11 protein-coding genes, 2 rRNA genes, 1 pseudogene and 1 riboswitch are annotated in these 15,786 nt (G+C 64.9%); of the genes and pseudogenes, 3 read left to right on the top strand and 11 right to left on the bottom strand.

The features are described from left to right. Positions 1–50: 50 nt before the first annotated feature. From ACQHI0_RS05055 to ACQHI0_RS05040, 4 genes are read right to left on the bottom strand one after another with little or no spacing between them, the layout of a single operon-like run. Entirely contained in the window at positions 51–1,400 is a 1,350-nt protein-coding gene (locus ACQHI0_RS05055; protein ID WP_427906755.1) for an LLM class flavin-dependent oxidoreductase, read from the bottom strand. Beyond that, positions 1,397–2,161 (bottom strand): ABC transporter ATP-binding protein, encoded by a 765-nt coding sequence (locus ACQHI0_RS05050; RefSeq protein ID WP_427906754.1) that lies wholly within the window; start codon positions 2,159–2,161, stop codon positions 1,397–1,399. Before ACQHI0_RS05050 ends, ACQHI0_RS05055 begins: the two co-directional genes overlap by 4 nt. Continuing rightward, positions 2,137–2,997, bottom strand: coding sequence for an ABC transporter permease (locus ACQHI0_RS05045; protein WP_427906753.1), 861 nt, complete (start codon positions 2,995–2,997; stop codon positions 2,137–2,139). The genes ACQHI0_RS05050 and ACQHI0_RS05045 overlap by 25 nt, the downstream gene beginning before the upstream one ends. Continuing rightward, positions 2,997–4,088: an ABC transporter substrate-binding protein gene (locus ACQHI0_RS05040; RefSeq protein ID WP_427906752.1), complete on the bottom strand. Its 1,092-nt coding sequence runs from the start codon at positions 4,086–4,088 to the stop codon at positions 2,997–2,999. Before ACQHI0_RS05040 ends, ACQHI0_RS05045 begins: the two co-directional genes overlap by 1 nt. A gap of 98 nt (positions 4,089–4,186) precedes the next feature. Then, positions 4,187–4,333: riboswitch (cobalamin riboswitch) on the top strand. A 17-nt stretch (positions 4,334–4,350) separates the two neighbouring features. Between ACQHI0_RS05040 and ACQHI0_RS05035 the strand changes: the two genes are divergently transcribed. The 3 genes and pseudogenes from ACQHI0_RS05035 (at position 4,351) to ACQHI0_RS05025 (ending at position 7,387) form a co-directional block, all read left to right on the top strand. After that, the gene (locus tag ACQHI0_RS05035; RefSeq protein ID WP_427906751.1) at positions 4,351–5,382 is read left to right on the top strand and encodes a FecCD family ABC transporter permease; all 1,032 of its coding nucleotides are present in this window, start codon (positions 4,351–4,353) and stop codon (positions 5,380–5,382) included. A 266-nt stretch (positions 5,383–5,648) separates the two neighbouring features. Then, a pseudogene (locus ACQHI0_RS05030) lies at positions 5,649–6,356 on the top strand (ABC transporter ATP-binding protein); the annotation flags it as partial. Then, positions 6,356–7,387: an ABC transporter substrate-binding protein gene (locus ACQHI0_RS05025; RefSeq protein ID WP_427909086.1), complete on the top strand. Its 1,032-nt coding sequence runs from the start codon at positions 6,356–6,358 to the stop codon at positions 7,385–7,387. The pseudogene ACQHI0_RS05030 and the gene ACQHI0_RS05025, both read left to right, overlap by 1 nt. 53 nt (positions 7,388–7,440) lie before the next feature. Here ACQHI0_RS05025 and ACQHI0_RS05020 read toward each other — a convergent pair whose 3' ends face one another. The 7 genes from ACQHI0_RS05020 to ACQHI0_RS04990 all read right to left on the bottom strand — a co-directional run bounded on the left by ACQHI0_RS05020 (position 7,441) and on the right by ACQHI0_RS04990 (position 15,778). Next, positions 7,441–7,923, bottom strand: a complete 483-nt coding sequence (locus tag ACQHI0_RS05020) for an SRPBCC domain-containing protein (protein ID WP_427906750.1) — start codon at positions 7,921–7,923, stop codon at positions 7,441–7,443. Positions 7,924–7,959: 36 nt separating this feature from the next. Further along, positions 7,960–9,156: an ROK family protein gene (locus ACQHI0_RS05015; protein ID WP_427906749.1), complete on the bottom strand. Its 1,197-nt coding sequence runs from the start codon at positions 9,154–9,156 to the stop codon at positions 7,960–7,962. 25 nt (positions 9,157–9,181) lie between these two features. Further along, positions 9,182–10,423 carry a sugar ABC transporter permease gene (locus ACQHI0_RS05010; protein ID WP_427906748.1) on the bottom strand — a complete coding sequence of 414 codons (1,242 nt, stop codon included), beginning with the start codon at positions 10,421–10,423 and terminating at the stop codon, positions 9,182–9,184. Continuing rightward, positions 10,420–11,184: an ATP-binding cassette domain-containing protein gene (locus ACQHI0_RS05005; protein ID WP_427906747.1), complete on the bottom strand. Its 765-nt coding sequence runs from the start codon at positions 11,182–11,184 to the stop codon at positions 10,420–10,422. Before ACQHI0_RS05005 ends, ACQHI0_RS05010 begins: the two co-directional genes overlap by 4 nt. Then, positions 11,184–12,266, bottom strand: a complete 1,083-nt coding sequence (locus ACQHI0_RS05000; protein WP_427906746.1) for a sugar ABC transporter substrate-binding protein — start codon at positions 12,264–12,266, stop codon at positions 11,184–11,186. The genes ACQHI0_RS05005 and ACQHI0_RS05000 overlap by 1 nt, the downstream gene beginning before the upstream one ends. Before the next feature lie 149 nt (positions 12,267–12,415). After that, positions 12,416–12,532: ribosomal RNA gene (gene rrf / locus ACQHI0_RS04995) — 5S ribosomal RNA — on the bottom strand. 111 nt (positions 12,533–12,643) lie between these two features. Further along, positions 12,644–15,778, bottom strand: a 23S ribosomal RNA gene (locus ACQHI0_RS04990). Positions 15,779–15,786: the final 8 nt, after the last annotated feature.

Raw genomic sequence — 15,786 nt, 5'->3', positions numbered from 1 at the left:
CCTGCCGCGGCTACCTCGACCAGGGCAACAACTTCCGTCGGAATCAGGGCTCATCCGACAGCGGCGGGCGTCTGCGCGAACTGACTGCGCGGTCGAGCGAGTCCGAAGTGGTCGCGCAGCGTGGTCCCGGTGTATTCGGTGCGGAACAGCCCGCGCTCCTGCAGGATCGGCACCACCGTTTCGGCGAAGACCTCGAGTCCACCGGGGTAGTACGGCGGCATCACGTTGAAGCCATCCGCCGCACCCTGTGTGAACCACTCCTCGATGGTGTCAGCCACCTGCTCGGGCGTTCCCGCGAACACCCGGTGCCCGCGCGCACCCGCCAGCCGGTGCAGTAGCCCTCGCAGCGTTGGCCGTTCCCGCTCGACGATCCCCGCGACGACCTGCAATCTGCTCTGCGCGTTGTCGGTGACATCGCCCGCCCCCGCGAACACTTCCACGGGTACCGGCTCGTCGAGCACGAGACCACGCAGCGAGGTTCCGGTGATCGATTCGAGCTGCTTGATTCCGTATGCCGGCACTGTCAGTTCGTTGAACTCGCGTTCCAGACGCAGTGCGGCGGCCTCGGTGCCGGCGATGAACGGGCTGATCCCCGGCAGGATCTTCACCTCGTCGGCGCTGCGTCCGAACTCGGCTGCCTTGGACTTGATATCGGCATAGAACGACTGCGCGTCCGAAAGTCGTTGGTGGGCGGTGAATATGGCCTCCGCGTACTTGCCGGCGAAGGCGCGCCCCTCGTTCGATGCGCCCGCCTGCACCAGCACGGGACGGCCCTGTGGTGTTCGGGCCGAGTTGAACGGTCCACGCACACTGAGATGTTCGCCGACGAAGTCGATCGGGTGGATCTTGTCCGGGTCGGCGTAGATACCGGCGGCACGATCGAGCACGATCGCGTCGTCCTCCCAGCTGTCCCACAGCCCGACCACAGCGTCGACGAATTCCCGTGCGCGGGCATAGCGTTCGGCGTGATCAGGGTGGCGTTCGAGTCCGAAATTCGCCGCGGCCAGATCGGTTCCGGTGGTGACGATGTTCCAGCCCGCACGTCCACCGGAGATGTGGTCGAGCGAGGAGAACAGCCGCGCCAGATTGTAAGGCTCGTAATAGGTGGTCGAGGCGGTCGCGATCAGGCCCAGATGTGTTGTCGCCGCGGCGATCGCGGTGAGCAGAGTGATCGGCTCGAGGCCGGGCGCGGCATTGTGCCGCACGTCGGTGCGCAGGGCGGGTCCGTCGGCGAAGAACACCGCGTCGAGCTTCGCCGCCTCCGCGGTCCGCCCGATCTCCTGGTAGTAGGCGACGTCGTAGATGCGGTCGGGCCTGCTGTCGGGATGCCGCCAGGCGGCCTCGTGGTGCCCGGACGGGTAGATGAACGCGTTGAGACTCAGTTGACGCGGTGCACTCATGACGCCTGCTTCACCTTCTCGAATTCTGTGGTGTCGACACCGAGTCCGGCCAGCAGCGTCTCGCGCAACCGCACGAACTCCGGGTGCGCGTGCCTGCGCGGGCGTGGGGTTTCGATCCGCTGATCGATCGTGATCCGGCCCTCGTCGAGAACCAGCACCCGATCGGCAAGCAACACAGCCTCGTCCACATCGTGGGTCACCAGCAGCACGGCGGGTCGATACCGCTCGCACAGCGCCTGCAACAGGGCATGCATCCGGATCCTGGTCAGCGCGTCGAGCGCGCCGAACGGCTCGTCGGCCAGCAGTAGTTCCGGTGCGCGCACCAGCGACCTGGCCAACGCCACCCGCTGCTGTTCACCTCCGGAAAGCTCACGCGGCCAAGCCTTCTCGCGCCCCGCCAGTCCCACTTCGGCCAGCGCCGACCGCCCCCGTTGCCCGGCATCACGCCCGGTCAACCCGAGCACCACATTGTCGAGCACCCGCGCCCACGGCAGCAGCCGCGAGTCCTGGAACACCACCGCGCGCTGCGCAGGCACCGTCAGCTCGCCCGAACCGGGTACCTCGGAATCGAGTTCGGCGAGCGCTCGCAGCAGCGTGCTCTTCCCGGAGCCGCTGCGCCCGAGCAACGCTACGAACTCACCGCGCCGGATCTCGATATCGATGCCGTTCAACACGATTCGCCTGCCGAAGCCGCGCGTCAGCGCGCGGGTACCTACGACGACCCGCTCGTCGGAGCTCAGTCGCCCAGTGTCTGTCGCCATGCCAGCACCTTTCGTTCCGTTGCCCGCACGGCGAGGTCGCCGAACAGTCCGAGTAGCCCGTAGATCACCAGGCCGACGACGATCACATCGATCTGCCCGTAGGTGCGCGCCTGCGTCATCAGGTAGCCGATGCCGCTGGTCGCGTTGACCTGTTCGACCACCACCAGCGCCAACCAGGAGATGGTCACCGCCAGCCGTAACCCCAGGAAGAAGCCGGGCAGCGACCCCGGCAGCGCGATCCGCCGCAGAAACCCCCACCGCGAAAGGCCCACCGTCTCAGCGAGTTCCACATAGCGCGCGTCCACGCTGCGCAGGTAGGCGTGGGTGTTGATGTAGATCGGGATGAGCACGCTGGTGGTGATCACGATCAGCTTCATCTGCTCGCCGATCCCGAACCAGACGATGAACAGCGGGATCAGCGCCAGCGTCGGGATCGCCCGCTTGATCTGCACCGGACCGTCGACTACCGCTTCGCCGATCCGGCTCAGCCCAGCGATCAGCGCGAGCACCACGCCGATCGCCACACCGAGGACCAGGCCGATCACGGCTCGCTGCAACGAGGTCAGCAGGTTGGACTGCAACCGGCCGTCGGCGATCAGGTCTGCGGCGGTCTGCGCGACCGTCCACGGTGCGGGCAGCGTCTCCGGGTCGATGGCGCCGATCGCGGAGCCGATCACCCAGGTGCCGATGAGCAGCGCCGGACCGAGGGCGAAACCGAACGGGATCGGTTTGCCTGGTCCCAGCCTGCGTCTGCCCCGCCCACGCGGCGCGAGCGCCTCGACCGGCACGGCGCTCGTCCTGATCCGGCGCAGGACGCCGACGTCGAGGGTGGCCATCAGCTCGCCGCCGGCGCGAACGCCGCCCCGCTGGCCGTGACGGCCTCGGTGACCGCGGCGTCGAAGCGCAGGTCGAACCCGTCGGCGGCCTTGATCTTCTTCGGCAGCTCACCCACGGCGTCGATCGCGTCGATGGTGGCCTGCTGCCGGGCGATCAGCTGCTGGTCCAGGTGCGGGAAGGTGTAGGTGCCCAGCGATTCGACGATCCGCTCGGCGTCGTCGGCACTGACCTTCTGGCTCTCGATGTAGTACCGGCTCGCCCATTCCTCGCGATGAGTGTTGGTCCACTGCCAGGCCCGCACGAACGCACCGACCAGGGCGCGAGTCGCGGCGGCCTTCGCCGGATCCTGGACCACCGCCCGGCGCGCGTACACGTACGCGAGGCCGCTGTAGATGCCCGTGGTCTCCGAATCCGGGATCAGCGAGGCGCCCTGGGTGCGCAGGAACCGGGTCACGTTGGGTTCGATCAGCGGCGCCACATCGACCTGACCGGTGCGCACCGCGTCGGGGAACTCGGCCAGCTGCAGCCGGACCAGTTCCACCTCGGTGGGCTTCAGACCCGCCTTGGTGAGCGCCTTCAGCACCGACGCCTGCTGGGCGGTGCCCTCGGCGTACGCGATCTTCCTGCCCTTCAGATCCGCGAGCTTCGCGATCGAACGTCCGGGTGCGACAGCGAGTTTCATCGCCTGCGGGTTGGTTTGATAGGAGCCGATGATCGGTACGTCCTGGCCCGCGGCCAGCGCGTGGATCGGCGGAACATCACCCACCTGACCCACATCGGCCGCGCCCGCCCGGAACGCCTCGAGGATGGCCGGGCCACCGACGAAGTTCGCGAACTCGATCTTGAACGGCAGCTTGTCCAGCTCACCGGACAGCCGCAGCGCCGATTGCAGGCGTTCCTGCTGATCGGCGACGACGAGCGTGGTCCCCGGCGGCACCTCGGTCGGTAGCGGTTCGTCGGGGGTACCGACCGGCGCGTCATTGCCCTGCGCGCAGCCGGTGAGGCCGAGCGTCGCAACGGTTGCCACCGCGAGGAGTGCGGCGGTGGCGCGGCCACGCAGGCCGGTTCGAGAGGTATTCGGTCGGTACATACACCGAATTCAAGCAACCGCGCCCGCCGCCGAACACCTTTAGCTTTCCGGTGATTCGAAGGGCCGGATTCGTTCACCCGTACCCACCCAGCCACGTGGCACCGCGTGCCGCGTACAGTCGCGTTGTCCTCCCCGGCGGGTGCGGGAATCCGGTGTAATTCCGGGACGGTCGCGCCACTGTGATCGCCTCACGGCGAAAGTCAGACCTCCCTCGCCGGGACACCCTCTGAAAGGGCCGCGCCTTGCCTGTGGAGAATTCGCGATGATCCGTGCTCGGATCTCGCTCGCGTTACCCCTGCTCGGGGCCCTGTTACTGGTGGCCATGATCGGCGCGACCGGCTTCGGTGCGGAGATCGTGCCCGTCGCCGCGGTCCTCGACACCCTCACCGCCCGGCTCAGCGGCACGACACCCACCGACCTCGGCATCGACACCATCGTCTGGCAGCTCCGAGTGCCACGCACCCTGCTGGCAGCGGTCGTCGGTGCCGGGCTGGCGCTGGCCGGCGCGGCGATGCAGACATTGGTGCGCAACCCGCTGGCGGATCCGTTCCTGCTCGGTGTCTCCTCCGGTGCGGGAGTCGGCGCGGCCGCCGTCATCACCTCCGGCCTGTTCGCCGGTGCGGGCATCTGGGCACTGTCGGGCGGTGCGCTGCTCGGCGCGCTCGGCGCCGCGACCCTGGTATTCCTGATCGCGTTCGCCCAGGGCGGTCTCACACCGTTGCGGCTAATTCTCACCGGCACTGTGCTCGGTTCGGCGTTCGCCGGGTTCAGCAGCTTCCTGGTGTTTCGCAGCACCGATCCCGCGGCGGCCGAGTCGGTGCTGTTCTGGCTGCTCGGCAGTCTCGCCGGTGCTGATTGGACGACTCTGGCCCTGCCGTTCACGGTCGTGGTGGCGTGCGGCGCGATCCTGATGGCGATGGCGGGCTGGCTGGACGCGCTCACCCTCGGCGCGGATACCGCGTCGTCGGTCGGAGTTCCGGTGCGGCACCTACGCATCGGCCTGTTCGTGCTGCTCGCGGTGCTCGTCGGGGTGCTCGTCGCGGTGTCGGGCGGCATCGGTTTCGTCGGGCTGGTCGTCCCGCACGCCGCGCGGATGATCGTCGGCCCACGCCACCGCGACCTGCTGCCCACCTGCGCGCTCGGCGGTGCGTTGTTCCTGGTCGTCGCCGATGCCGCCACCCGAGTACTGGTGCGCCCCACCGAGATACCCGTCGGCGTCCTCACCGGCCTCATCGGCGCACCCATCTTCCTCTTGCTGATGGGCCGACGCCGCTACCAATTCGGCACGTCATGAGCCGCTATCAGCGGGTCTTCAGCCGACGAGCAACGAGCCCCGACAACGCACCACACGCTCTCGCACAGCACGAAACCACCTACGACCTCGGCAGGCCTTCGCCTGGCGGCGTTGCGGCCGGCAGCGATTCGCGAGCCGAGGAGGCGGGCTCGCTCGATTCGCGCGGCCGGGCCGAAGGGTCGCGCACGGCGGAGGGAGCAGGCGAAATGCGAGCCGCCGCGCTCACCTGCGCGATCGGGCGGCGGAATATCGTTGTCGGCGCTGATTTTTCGATCAAGTCCGGCGAGACCGTCGGCATCGTCGGGCCCAACGGCAGCGGCAAGTCGACGTTGTTGCGGGTGCTGGCCGGTGTCAACAGACCGGCACACGGCCAGGTGCTCGTGGACGGCCAGGACCTGCACGCTCTCCGGCCCCGGCACCGTGCCGCGACGGTGGCGTTGGTGTCGCAGGACGAGAGTCCGCCCGCCGACATGCTCGTCGGCGAAGTGGTCGCCCTCGGGTTGACGCCCTACCTGCCGCCGTGGGGTCTGGGCGCCCCGCGCGAACAGCGACGGGTGGCACAGGCTCTGGGATCGGTCGATATGCCCGGTTTCGCGGGCCGACAGGTGCAGCACCTGTCGGGCGGCGAGCGGCAACGGGTACTACTCGCCCGGGCCCTGCTCCAAGACACCCCCGTCCTGCTCCTCGACGAACCGACGAACCACCTCGACGTCACCCATCAGCTGGAGCTGCTCGCCCTGATGCGAAACCTGAACCGCACCGTCGTCGCGGCCCTGCACGATCTGTCACTGGCCGATCGCTACTGCGATCGGATCATCGTGCTGCACAACGGTTCCACCCGACCACCCGCACCACCGGGCGAGGCGCTGACCCCCGATGTCGTCGCCCAGGTCTTCGGTGTCGATGCCGCGCGCGTCCAGCATCCGACGACCGGCGAACACCACCTGCTGATCACCCCGCGAGAGGCGCGATGATGAACAACCACGGCCGAATCCTGGCCACCACTGCCATGGCCGCCATTCTGACGGCCTGCACCGGCACCGCCACGCAGTCCGCCACGACGGTCCCGATCAGCAACTGCGGCAAGCAATCCCAGTTTCCCGCCCCCGCGCAGCGCCTGTTCGTCAATGACGGGAATCTCGTCTCGATGGTGCTCGCCCTCGGTGCGCAGGACCAGGTCGCCGCGGTCTCGAGCATTCAGCGCGACGCCGATACGCTGCGCGCGCACTACGGCGCCGACATCGTCGACGGCCTGAAATCTGTTGCACCCGAATACCCCTCACGCGAGACCGTGCTCGCCCAACGCCCGGACGTCATGGTCGCCGGCTGGAGCTACGGCTACGACGAGGCGAGCAACCTGACCCCAGCGGCGCTGCAGAAAGACGGCATCGCCGCCTATGTCCTCACCGAGAGCTGTCGTCAACTCGACGGCGCGGCCGCACGCGGCACCGTCGAGCCGTGGACCGCGTTGCGCACCGACCTCACCGACCTCGGCACGATCACCGGACACCCCGACCGCGCCGCCGAGGTCACCGCCGACCTCGACCGCAGGCTCGCCGCCCTGACCGCCGCACCGAAGCCGGCGAAACCCCCGACCGTGTTCCTGTTCGACAGCGGCACCGACACCATCTTCTCCAGCGGAAGATTCGGTGCGCCGCAGGCGATCCTCGAAGCCGCGGGTGCCCGCAACATCCTCGATGATGTCGACGACACCTGGACCAAGGTCTCCTGGGAGCGTCTCGCGGCCGCGGACCCGGACGCGATCATGTTCGTCGACTACCCCGGCCAGAGTTACGCGCAGAAGGTCGACCTGCTGCGTGCCAAGCCGGGCATCAACGGTCTACGCGCGGTCCGCGACAGCCGGTTCTTCAACCTGCCCTACGCGCTGTGGACCAGCGGACCGCTCAATATCGATGCGGCAGAACAGATCCGCAAGCAGCTCGAAACGTGGAATCTGGTCCCCGGCTCGCAGATCACGCCCCGCGCCGACGACGCCGTACGTTGAAACCCTCGGTGCGGGCAGTGCGCTGACCAGCGCGATCAGCGCACCGGCGGCACTCAGCCGATGGTCCCCCGCTCGGCGAGCGCCACCAGTTTCGTGAGCGCCAGCTGCCAGCCGATCTCGTTCTCGACGGGACCGAGCCCGGCCGGTACCCCTTCATGCAGTACCTCGAGGTGCGTGCCGCCGTCAGCGTCGGTCAGAGTGAAGGTGACGGTCTGGGCCCCGGTCATGTCCGGCTTCTCCGTGACGAATTCCAGCACCTCGACCACCTGCTCATCCGCGATCAACGAGCGAAATGTCCCGAAATAGGCATCGTGCTGCTGCCGGACAGTCCCCGCGTCGTGCTGCCCCGTGTCGGTGGGATCGTCGTAGGTGAGGGTGATCGAGAACGATCCGCCCTCCACCGGCTCGAAGCGATGTACCTCGACAGCTATCCCGTCGGGCATCATCCAGGCAGCCACCGCGTCGCCGTCCACCAGTAGCTGGTAGACGGCCGAACGAGGAGCGTTGATCTGCGTACCGATCCTGGTCGTCGCCATGACTTTCACGATAGCCGCCCGGCCGATGCCGACCGGTCAACCACCGGAGCTACGCGCCAATGTCTGCAGAGGGTCGGTCAGCACATCGGCGAACGCCAGCTCAGCGGCCCCGATCAGCGGCGCGTCGTCAGCCAGCGCCGAGGTCCGTAGCCGGACCCGTTCGCGCACCGCGAGCAGTCCGTTCACGGCCAGCCTGCTCCGGACCTGGGCGGCGGAGCCCAGATAGATCTCGCGCAGCACGCCACCGAACACGACCATTGTCGGGTTGAAGATGTTGACCAGGTTGGCCACCCCGTAGCCGAGCCAGTCACCGACCTGGTGCAGCGCGTCGCGGGCGGTCGCGTCACCGCGGCTCGCCGCGTCCACGATCGCCTCGACCGCGGCCCGACCGGTGAGGTCAGCACGTCCCGCCGCGGCGATCAACGCCAGCTCGCCCGCCTCGGCTTCGAGGCAACCGCGCGAACCGCATCGGCACGCCCGCCCACCCGGGTTGACGATCATGTGCCCGACCTCACCGCCGTAGCCGCCCTCACCGCCGAGCAACTCGCCACCCATGATGACGCCACCACCGATGCCGACTTCACCGTGCAGGTAGATCAGATCCGACACCCCCACCCCGACACCGCGCTCGCGCTCGGCGACCGCACCCAGGTTGGCGTTGTTGCCGACGACGACCCGAACCCCCAGCCGCTGCGACAGTTTCGCGCCGACCGGCACATCCACCCAGCCGATGTTCGGCCCGTACCGCACGACACCGTCGCCCTCGCGCACCATCCCGCAGAACGCGAGACCGACACCCACGCAGACACTGTCGTGCGCCGCCGTGCCGATCATCGTCTCCGCCATCACGGCGAGCGATTCGATCACTTCATCGGGATCGAATGCCGTACTGTCGCGCGGAGTTTCGCGCTGGTCGAGAATCACACCGCCCAGACCGACCCGCGCCACCGCGAGCCGGTCCGCACCGACATCCAACGCGAGCACATACACCCGCTCCGACTCCGGCCGCACCACCAGCGACGGCCGTCCGGCCTTGCCGGTCTGGCGTGGCAGTTCCTCACTCACCAGCCCGGCAGCGGCGAGGTCGGCGGTCAGCGCCAGAATGGTGCTGCGGTTCAGGCCCATTCGCTCGGCCAGCTCCGCCCGCGAGACCGGGCCACTCAGATGGACGTGGCGCAGCAGCACGGCGAGATTGCGTGTTCGGATCTCGTCCGGGGCGGGTGCAGCCCTCATTCGGCCCAGCCTTCCCGGTCGATGGTCAACTTCCTGGCAGCGAACGCTTGCGGGACAGCGCGTCCACCCCCGCCGCGAGCAGCAGAACGAATCCTGTCACAACGAATTTCGTGCCCGCGCTGTAGCCCATCAGCCCCATCCCGTTGTTGATCACCGCGACCACCGCCGCACCGAGCACCGCGTCCAGCATCCGGCCGCGACCACCGAACAGGCTGGTGCCACCGATCACCGCCGCACCGACCGCGGTGAGCAGCACGTCGGAACCACCGGTGTTCGGATCGACCGAGTTGGCCCGCGAGGCCGCGATCAACCCGCCGACGGCGGCCATGGTCGAGCACAGCACGAAGGCACTGATCTTGATCCGATCGACCGGAATGCCCGCGCGCCGAGCCGCTTCCACGCTCCCACCGACCGCGTAGACATGCCTACCGAACGAGGTGCGATCGAGCACGAACGTCCACAGCAACAACAGCGCGATGATGATCGGCACCACGATCGGCATGCCCTGCAGCGAGTTGACCTCCGGGTTGCGACTGCGCTCGTCATTGAGCACCAGCACCGCGATCCCCGCGACGAGCGCGACAGTCGCTATCCGCAACGCGACCACCGGTGCCGTCTCGCCGGTCAGCCCGAGGGTGGTGCGCGCCCGCAACTTTCGGTACTGCACGAACGAGAACCCGGCGAGCAGCACCAGATACATCACCCAGCCGAGCAGTGGCGGCACGTTCTTGTTCGCGATCGCCAGGATCGTCTCGTCGTGGATGGAGATATTGCGGCCGTTGTCCATGATCTTCAGCGCCACACCCTGCAGCGCCAGGAACGCGGCCAATGTCACCACGAACGACGGGACCCCGACCTTCACCACGATCGCCCCGATAGTCAGCCCGATCACCACGCCGGCGAGCAGTGACACGAGAACCGCTGCGTACCAGGGCCATCCCTTGTCGGTGAGCAACACCGCGAGTACCGCGGCACACACACCACTGGTGAAGCCGGCCGACAGGTCGATCTCACCGAGCAGCAGCACGAAGATCAAACCCATCGCGATCACCGCGATGGCGGCGCCCTGGGTGAGCAGGTTCGCGATATTGCCCTGCGTCATGAACACCGGTCGTGCGATCCAGAACACGACCGACAGCACGACCAGCGCGATGACCGAGGGCAATGCACCCATATTGCCGCTGCGAACCCGCGCGACGTAACCGGTGACCAATTCAGTCACCGGCGCGGCGGGCTCGGCGGCCTTGTCCGTGACAACCGTGCTCATGCCTGCACTCCGATTCCGAGGCTCCCGCTACGGCCGGAGGTGATCAGTTCGACGACTTGCGAATGGGTCACATCCGCGGTCCGTACCTGGGCCGCCATCCGGCCCAGGTACAGCGCCGCGATGCGATCCGAGACCGCGAAGACATCGTTCATGTTGTGCGAGATCAGCACCACCGCAAGACCTTTGTCGGCCAGGCGGCGCACCAGTTCGAGCACCTGCTGAGTCTGGGCGACACCGAGCGCCGCGGTCGGCTCGTCCAGAATCACCACCTTGCTGTTCCACAGCACGGCCTTGGCGATGGCGACGGTCTGGCGTTGTCCACCCGACAGGCTCGCCACCTTCTGCCGCACGGACTTCACCGTCCGCACCGACAGCCCGGCCAGGGTCGCGCCCGCCAGTTCCTCCATGCCGTATTCGTCGAGCACGATGCCGTGCTTCTTCTCGCGGCCGAGGAACATGTTCTGCACGATGTCGAGGTTGTCGCAGAGCGCGAGATCCTGATACACGATCTCGACCCCCAGCTCCGCCGCGTCCCTCGGGTTGCCGATCTGCACCGGCTTTCCGTCGAACAGCACCTCGCCCGCATCGATCGCATGCGTGCCGCCGATGCATTTGACCAGGGTGGACTTGCCCGCGCCGTTGTCGCCGACCAGCGCCGTCACCTCACCGCTGAAGGCGGAGAAGTCGATATCGTGCAGGACGTGAACCGGGCCGAAGCTCTTCTCCACTCCGCGTAGTTCGATGAGCGGGGTGTCGGCCATCAGCGGACGCCGTTATCCGCGCAGAGCTTGGCGAATTCACCGGTGCACAGCTCGGCCTTGTCGACGAATCCGTCCGCGACGACGTCGTTCACAGTGTTCTTGAAGATCGCCTTCGGCTCGAGCAGCACCGCGGGCACCTTGGTCTTCGCCTCGGGGTCGTCGACGGTGCTCGGCGCCTCGCCCTGCTCACCGTTGGCCAGCGCGATCGCGAGCTTCGCACCGGCGGCGGCCTCGAGCTTGATCGCCTTGTACACGGTCATGCACTGATCGCCGGCGAGCACGTTCTGCAGGCCCTGCACCGTCGCGTCCTGACCCGTCACCGGGATCTGCCCGTTCAGCTTCTGCTTCTTCAGCACCGCGATGGCGGCGTTGGCCAGACCGTCGTTGGCCGCGACGGTACCGCCGAGGTTCGGCGTCCCGGTGAGCATCTGCTCGAAGATGGTGCCCGCCTTGGTGTTATCCCATTCCGGGACGGCCTGATCCGGGCCCTTCACGTACTCACCCGCGTCGAACTTCGGCTTCAGCGCGCCGTCGTAGCCGCTCTTGAACAGCGCCGCGTTGTTGTCGGTCGGGCCGCCGTTGAGGTAGGCGACGACCGGTTTCGCCGCCCGCTTGTCGGCCAGGCACTTCGCGAGGCCGTCGCCCATCAGCTGTCCGACCTTCACATTGTCGAACGACACGTAGTACGGCGCGCCGCCGCCGAGGGTCAGCCGGTCGTAGTCGATCACCGTCACACCCTGGGCCTTGGCCTTCTGGATGACCGCCTTGCCGGTGCCGCTGTCGAGGTTGGTGATCATCAGCACCGAGGCGCCATTGGTGATCATCTGATCGGCGATCGTCTGGAAGGCGTTCTTGTCGCCCTGGGCATTCTGGATGTCGGCCTTGATCCCCGCGGCGTCGAACGCCTGCTGGAGATACTTGCGATCGGCCGTCTCCCACCTCGCCGAGGTCTTGCTGTCGGGCAGGATGACGCCGATCTTGGCGCCGGCTCCCGAAGAGGTCGTAGTGTCGTCGCCGCAGGCGGTGACCGAGGTGAGAAGTGCGATCGAGACGGCCGCGATGCCGAAGATCCCCTGACGCATGAGCGTGGGCCTTTCGTGGAACCACCGCCTGGTGGGCGGTCGAGCTGGAGCGAATGTTGTTCTCGACAACATACTCCAGAGTGACGCGGCCCACTACGGAAACGCAAAAAGGCCCTCCAACCGAAGTTGGAGGGCCTTTCGCAATGATGTTCCGGCAGTGTCCTACTCTCCCACACCCTGTCGAGTGCAGTACCATCGGCGCAGGTGGCCTTAGCTTCCGGGTTCGGAATGGGACCGGGCGTTTCCCCACCGCTATAACTACCGTAACTCTATGAAACTAGACAGCGCTCCCCACACAACAACCCCAAAAAAGGTCTGTGTGAGTGTGCTGCAGTGTCTGTTGTTTCAGAAACCGCACAGTGGACGCGTAACACCTTTGTAGTAAGCCCTCGGCCTATTAGTACCAGTCACCTACACCAGTTACCTGGCTTCCAATTCTGGCCTATCAACCCCATGGTCTGTAGGGGGCCTTAACCCATCAAGTGGGAGAGAAACCTCATCTTGGAACAGGCTTCCCGCTTAGATGCTTTCAGCGGTTATCCCTTCCGAACGTAGCCAACCAGCAGTGCTCCTGGCGGAACAACTGGCACACCAGAGGTTCGTCCGTCCCGGTCCTCTCGTACTAGGGACAGCCTTCCTCAAGTTTCTTACGCGCGCGGCGGATAGAGACCGAACTGTCTCACGACGTTCTAAACCCAGCTCGCGTGCCGCTTTAATGGGCGAACAGCCCAACCCTTGGGACCTACTCCAGCCCCAGGATGCGACGAGCCGACATCGAGGTGCCAAACCATCCCGTCGATATGGACTCTTGGGGAAGATCAGCCTGTTATCCCCGGGGTACCTTTTATCCGTTGAGCGACACCGCTTCCACTTGCCGGTGCCGGATCACTAGTCCCGACTTTCGTCCCTGCTCGACCTGTCAGTCTCACAGTCAAGCTCCCTTGTGCACTTGCACTCAACACCTGATTGCCAACCAGGCTGAGGGAACCTTTGGGCGCCTCCGTTACATTTTGGGAGGCAACCGCCCCAGTTAAACTACCCACCAGGCACTGTCCCTGAACCAGATCATGGTCCGAGGTTAGAAGTCCAATACGATCAGAGTGGTATTTCAACGACGACTCCCACAACACTAGCGTGCCGCTTTCACAGTCTCCCACCTATCCTACACAAACCGTACCGAACACCAATACCAAGCTATAGTGAAGGTCCCGGGGTCTTTTCGTCCTGCCGCGCGTAACGAGCATCTTTACTCGTAATGCAATTTCGCCGAGTCTGTGGTTGAGACAGCAGAGAAGTCGTTACGCCATTCGTGCAGGTCGGAACTTACCCGACAAGGAATTTCGCTACCTTAGGATGGTTATAGTTACCACCGCCGTTTACCGGGGCTTAAATTCTCAGCTTCGCGGACAAAGTCCGCTAACCGGTCCTCTTAACCTTCCGGCACCGGGCAGGCGTCAGTCCGTATACATCGTCTTACGACTTCGCACGGACCTGTGTTTTTAGTAAACAGTCGCTTCTCTCTGGTCTCTGCGACCTTCCCCAGCTCTGAGTGCAAGACTCGTCACCAGGGCAGGTCCCCCTTCTCCCGAAGTTACGGGGGCATTTTGCCGAGTTCCTTAACCACAGTTCTCTCGATCGCCTTAGTATTCTCTACCTGACCACCTGTGTCGGTTTGGGGTACGGGCCGTGTACCAGCTCGCTAGAGGCTTTTCTCGGCAGCATAGGATCACTGAATTCCCCTCAACGGGTACGCATCACGTCTCAGGATATGTGTGTGACGGATTTGCCTATCACACTCCCTACACGCTTACACCAGGTATTCCATCACCTGGCCCAGCTACCTTCCTGCGTCACCCCATCGCTTACCTACTACAACCGGGGTCCTGTGCAGCAATCATCCCTCTCACCCGAAGGCTCGATAAGACAACATTTGGACAGTTAGCACAACTGATTCAGCATTGGGCGCGGATACACGGGTACGGGAATATCAACCCGTTGTCCATCGACTACGCCTGTCGGCCTCGCCTTAGGTCCCGACTCACCCTGGGCGGATTAACCTGGCCCAGGAACCCTTGGTCATTCGGCGGACGAGTTTCTCACTCGTCTTTCGCTACTCATGCCTGCATTCTCACTCCCGTGGCCTCCACAGCTAGTTCACACTGCTGCTTCCACGGCCACAGGACGCTCCCCTACCCATCCACACACCTGGCCCTGCACGAATGCAGGACGGGTTATTGTGTGAATGCCGCGGCTTCGGCGGTGTACTTGAGCCCCGCTACATTGTCGGCGCAGGATCACTTGACCAGTGAGCTATTACGCACTCTTTCAAGGGTGGCTGCTTCTAAGCCAACCTCCTGGTTGTCTAAGCGACCCCACATCCTTTTCCACTTAGTACACGCTTAGGGGCCTTAGCCGGCGATCTGGGCTGTTTCCCTCTCGACTACGAAGCTTATCCCCCGCAGTCTCACTGCCACGCTCTCACACACCGGCATTCGGAGTTTGGCTGACTTCGGTAAGCTTGTAGGCCCCCTAGGCCATCCAGTAGCTCTACCTCCGATGTGAAACACGTGACGCTGCACCTAAATGCATTTCGGGGAGAACCAGCTATCACGGAGTTTGATTGGCCTTTCACCCCTACCCACAGCTCATCCCCTCAGTTTTCAACCTAAGTGGGTTCGGGCCTCCACGACGTCTTACCGTCGCTTCACCCTGGCCATGGGTAGATCACTCCGCTTCGGGTCCATAATGTGCGACTGAATTTCGCCCTATTCAGACTCGCTTTCGCTACGGCTACCCCTCAACGGGTTAACCTCGCCACACACCGATGACTCGCAGGCTCATTCTTCAAAAGGCACGCCATCACCCCACACACTCGAAAGTGGAGGGCTTTGACGGATTGTAAGCGCACGGTTTCAGGTACTATTTCACTCCCCTCCCGGGGTACTTTTCACCTTTCCCTCACGGTACTAGTCCGCTATCGGTCACCAGGGAGTATTCAGGCTTACCGGGTGGTCCCGGCAGATTCACAGCAGATTTCACGGGCCCGCTGCTACTCGGGAGACATCCACAACAGCCAAGAAGTTTTCGTTTACCGGACTATCACCGTCTATGGCAGGCCGTTCCAGACCACTTCAACTAACAACTTGGTTTCTTACTGTTGCTCGACTCGGCAGAGTCGAGAAGAATGTTCCCACTACCCCAACCAGACAACGACTGCCGTCTATCACATCTGATTGGTTTAGCCTCATCCGCTTTCGCTCGCCACTACTCACGGAATCACTGTTGTTTTCTCTTCCTGTGGGTACTGAGATGTTTCACTTCCCCACGTTCCCTCCACACACCCTATATATTCAGATGCGGGTAACACGACATCACTCGTGCTGGGTTTCCCCATTCGGAAATCCTCGGATCTCAGCTCGGTTGACAGCTCCCCGAGGCTTATCGCAGCCTCCTACGTCCTTCATCGGCTCCTGGTGCCAAGGCATCCACCGTACGCTCTTAAACACTTACTAACAAAGAT

The sequence above is a fragment of the Nocardia sp. FBN12 genome (genome assembly GCF_050320175.1).
Lineage (GTDB): Bacteria > Actinomycetota > Actinomycetes > Mycobacteriales > Mycobacteriaceae > Nocardia.
This window is presented reverse-complemented; position numbering and strand designations above follow the sequence as displayed.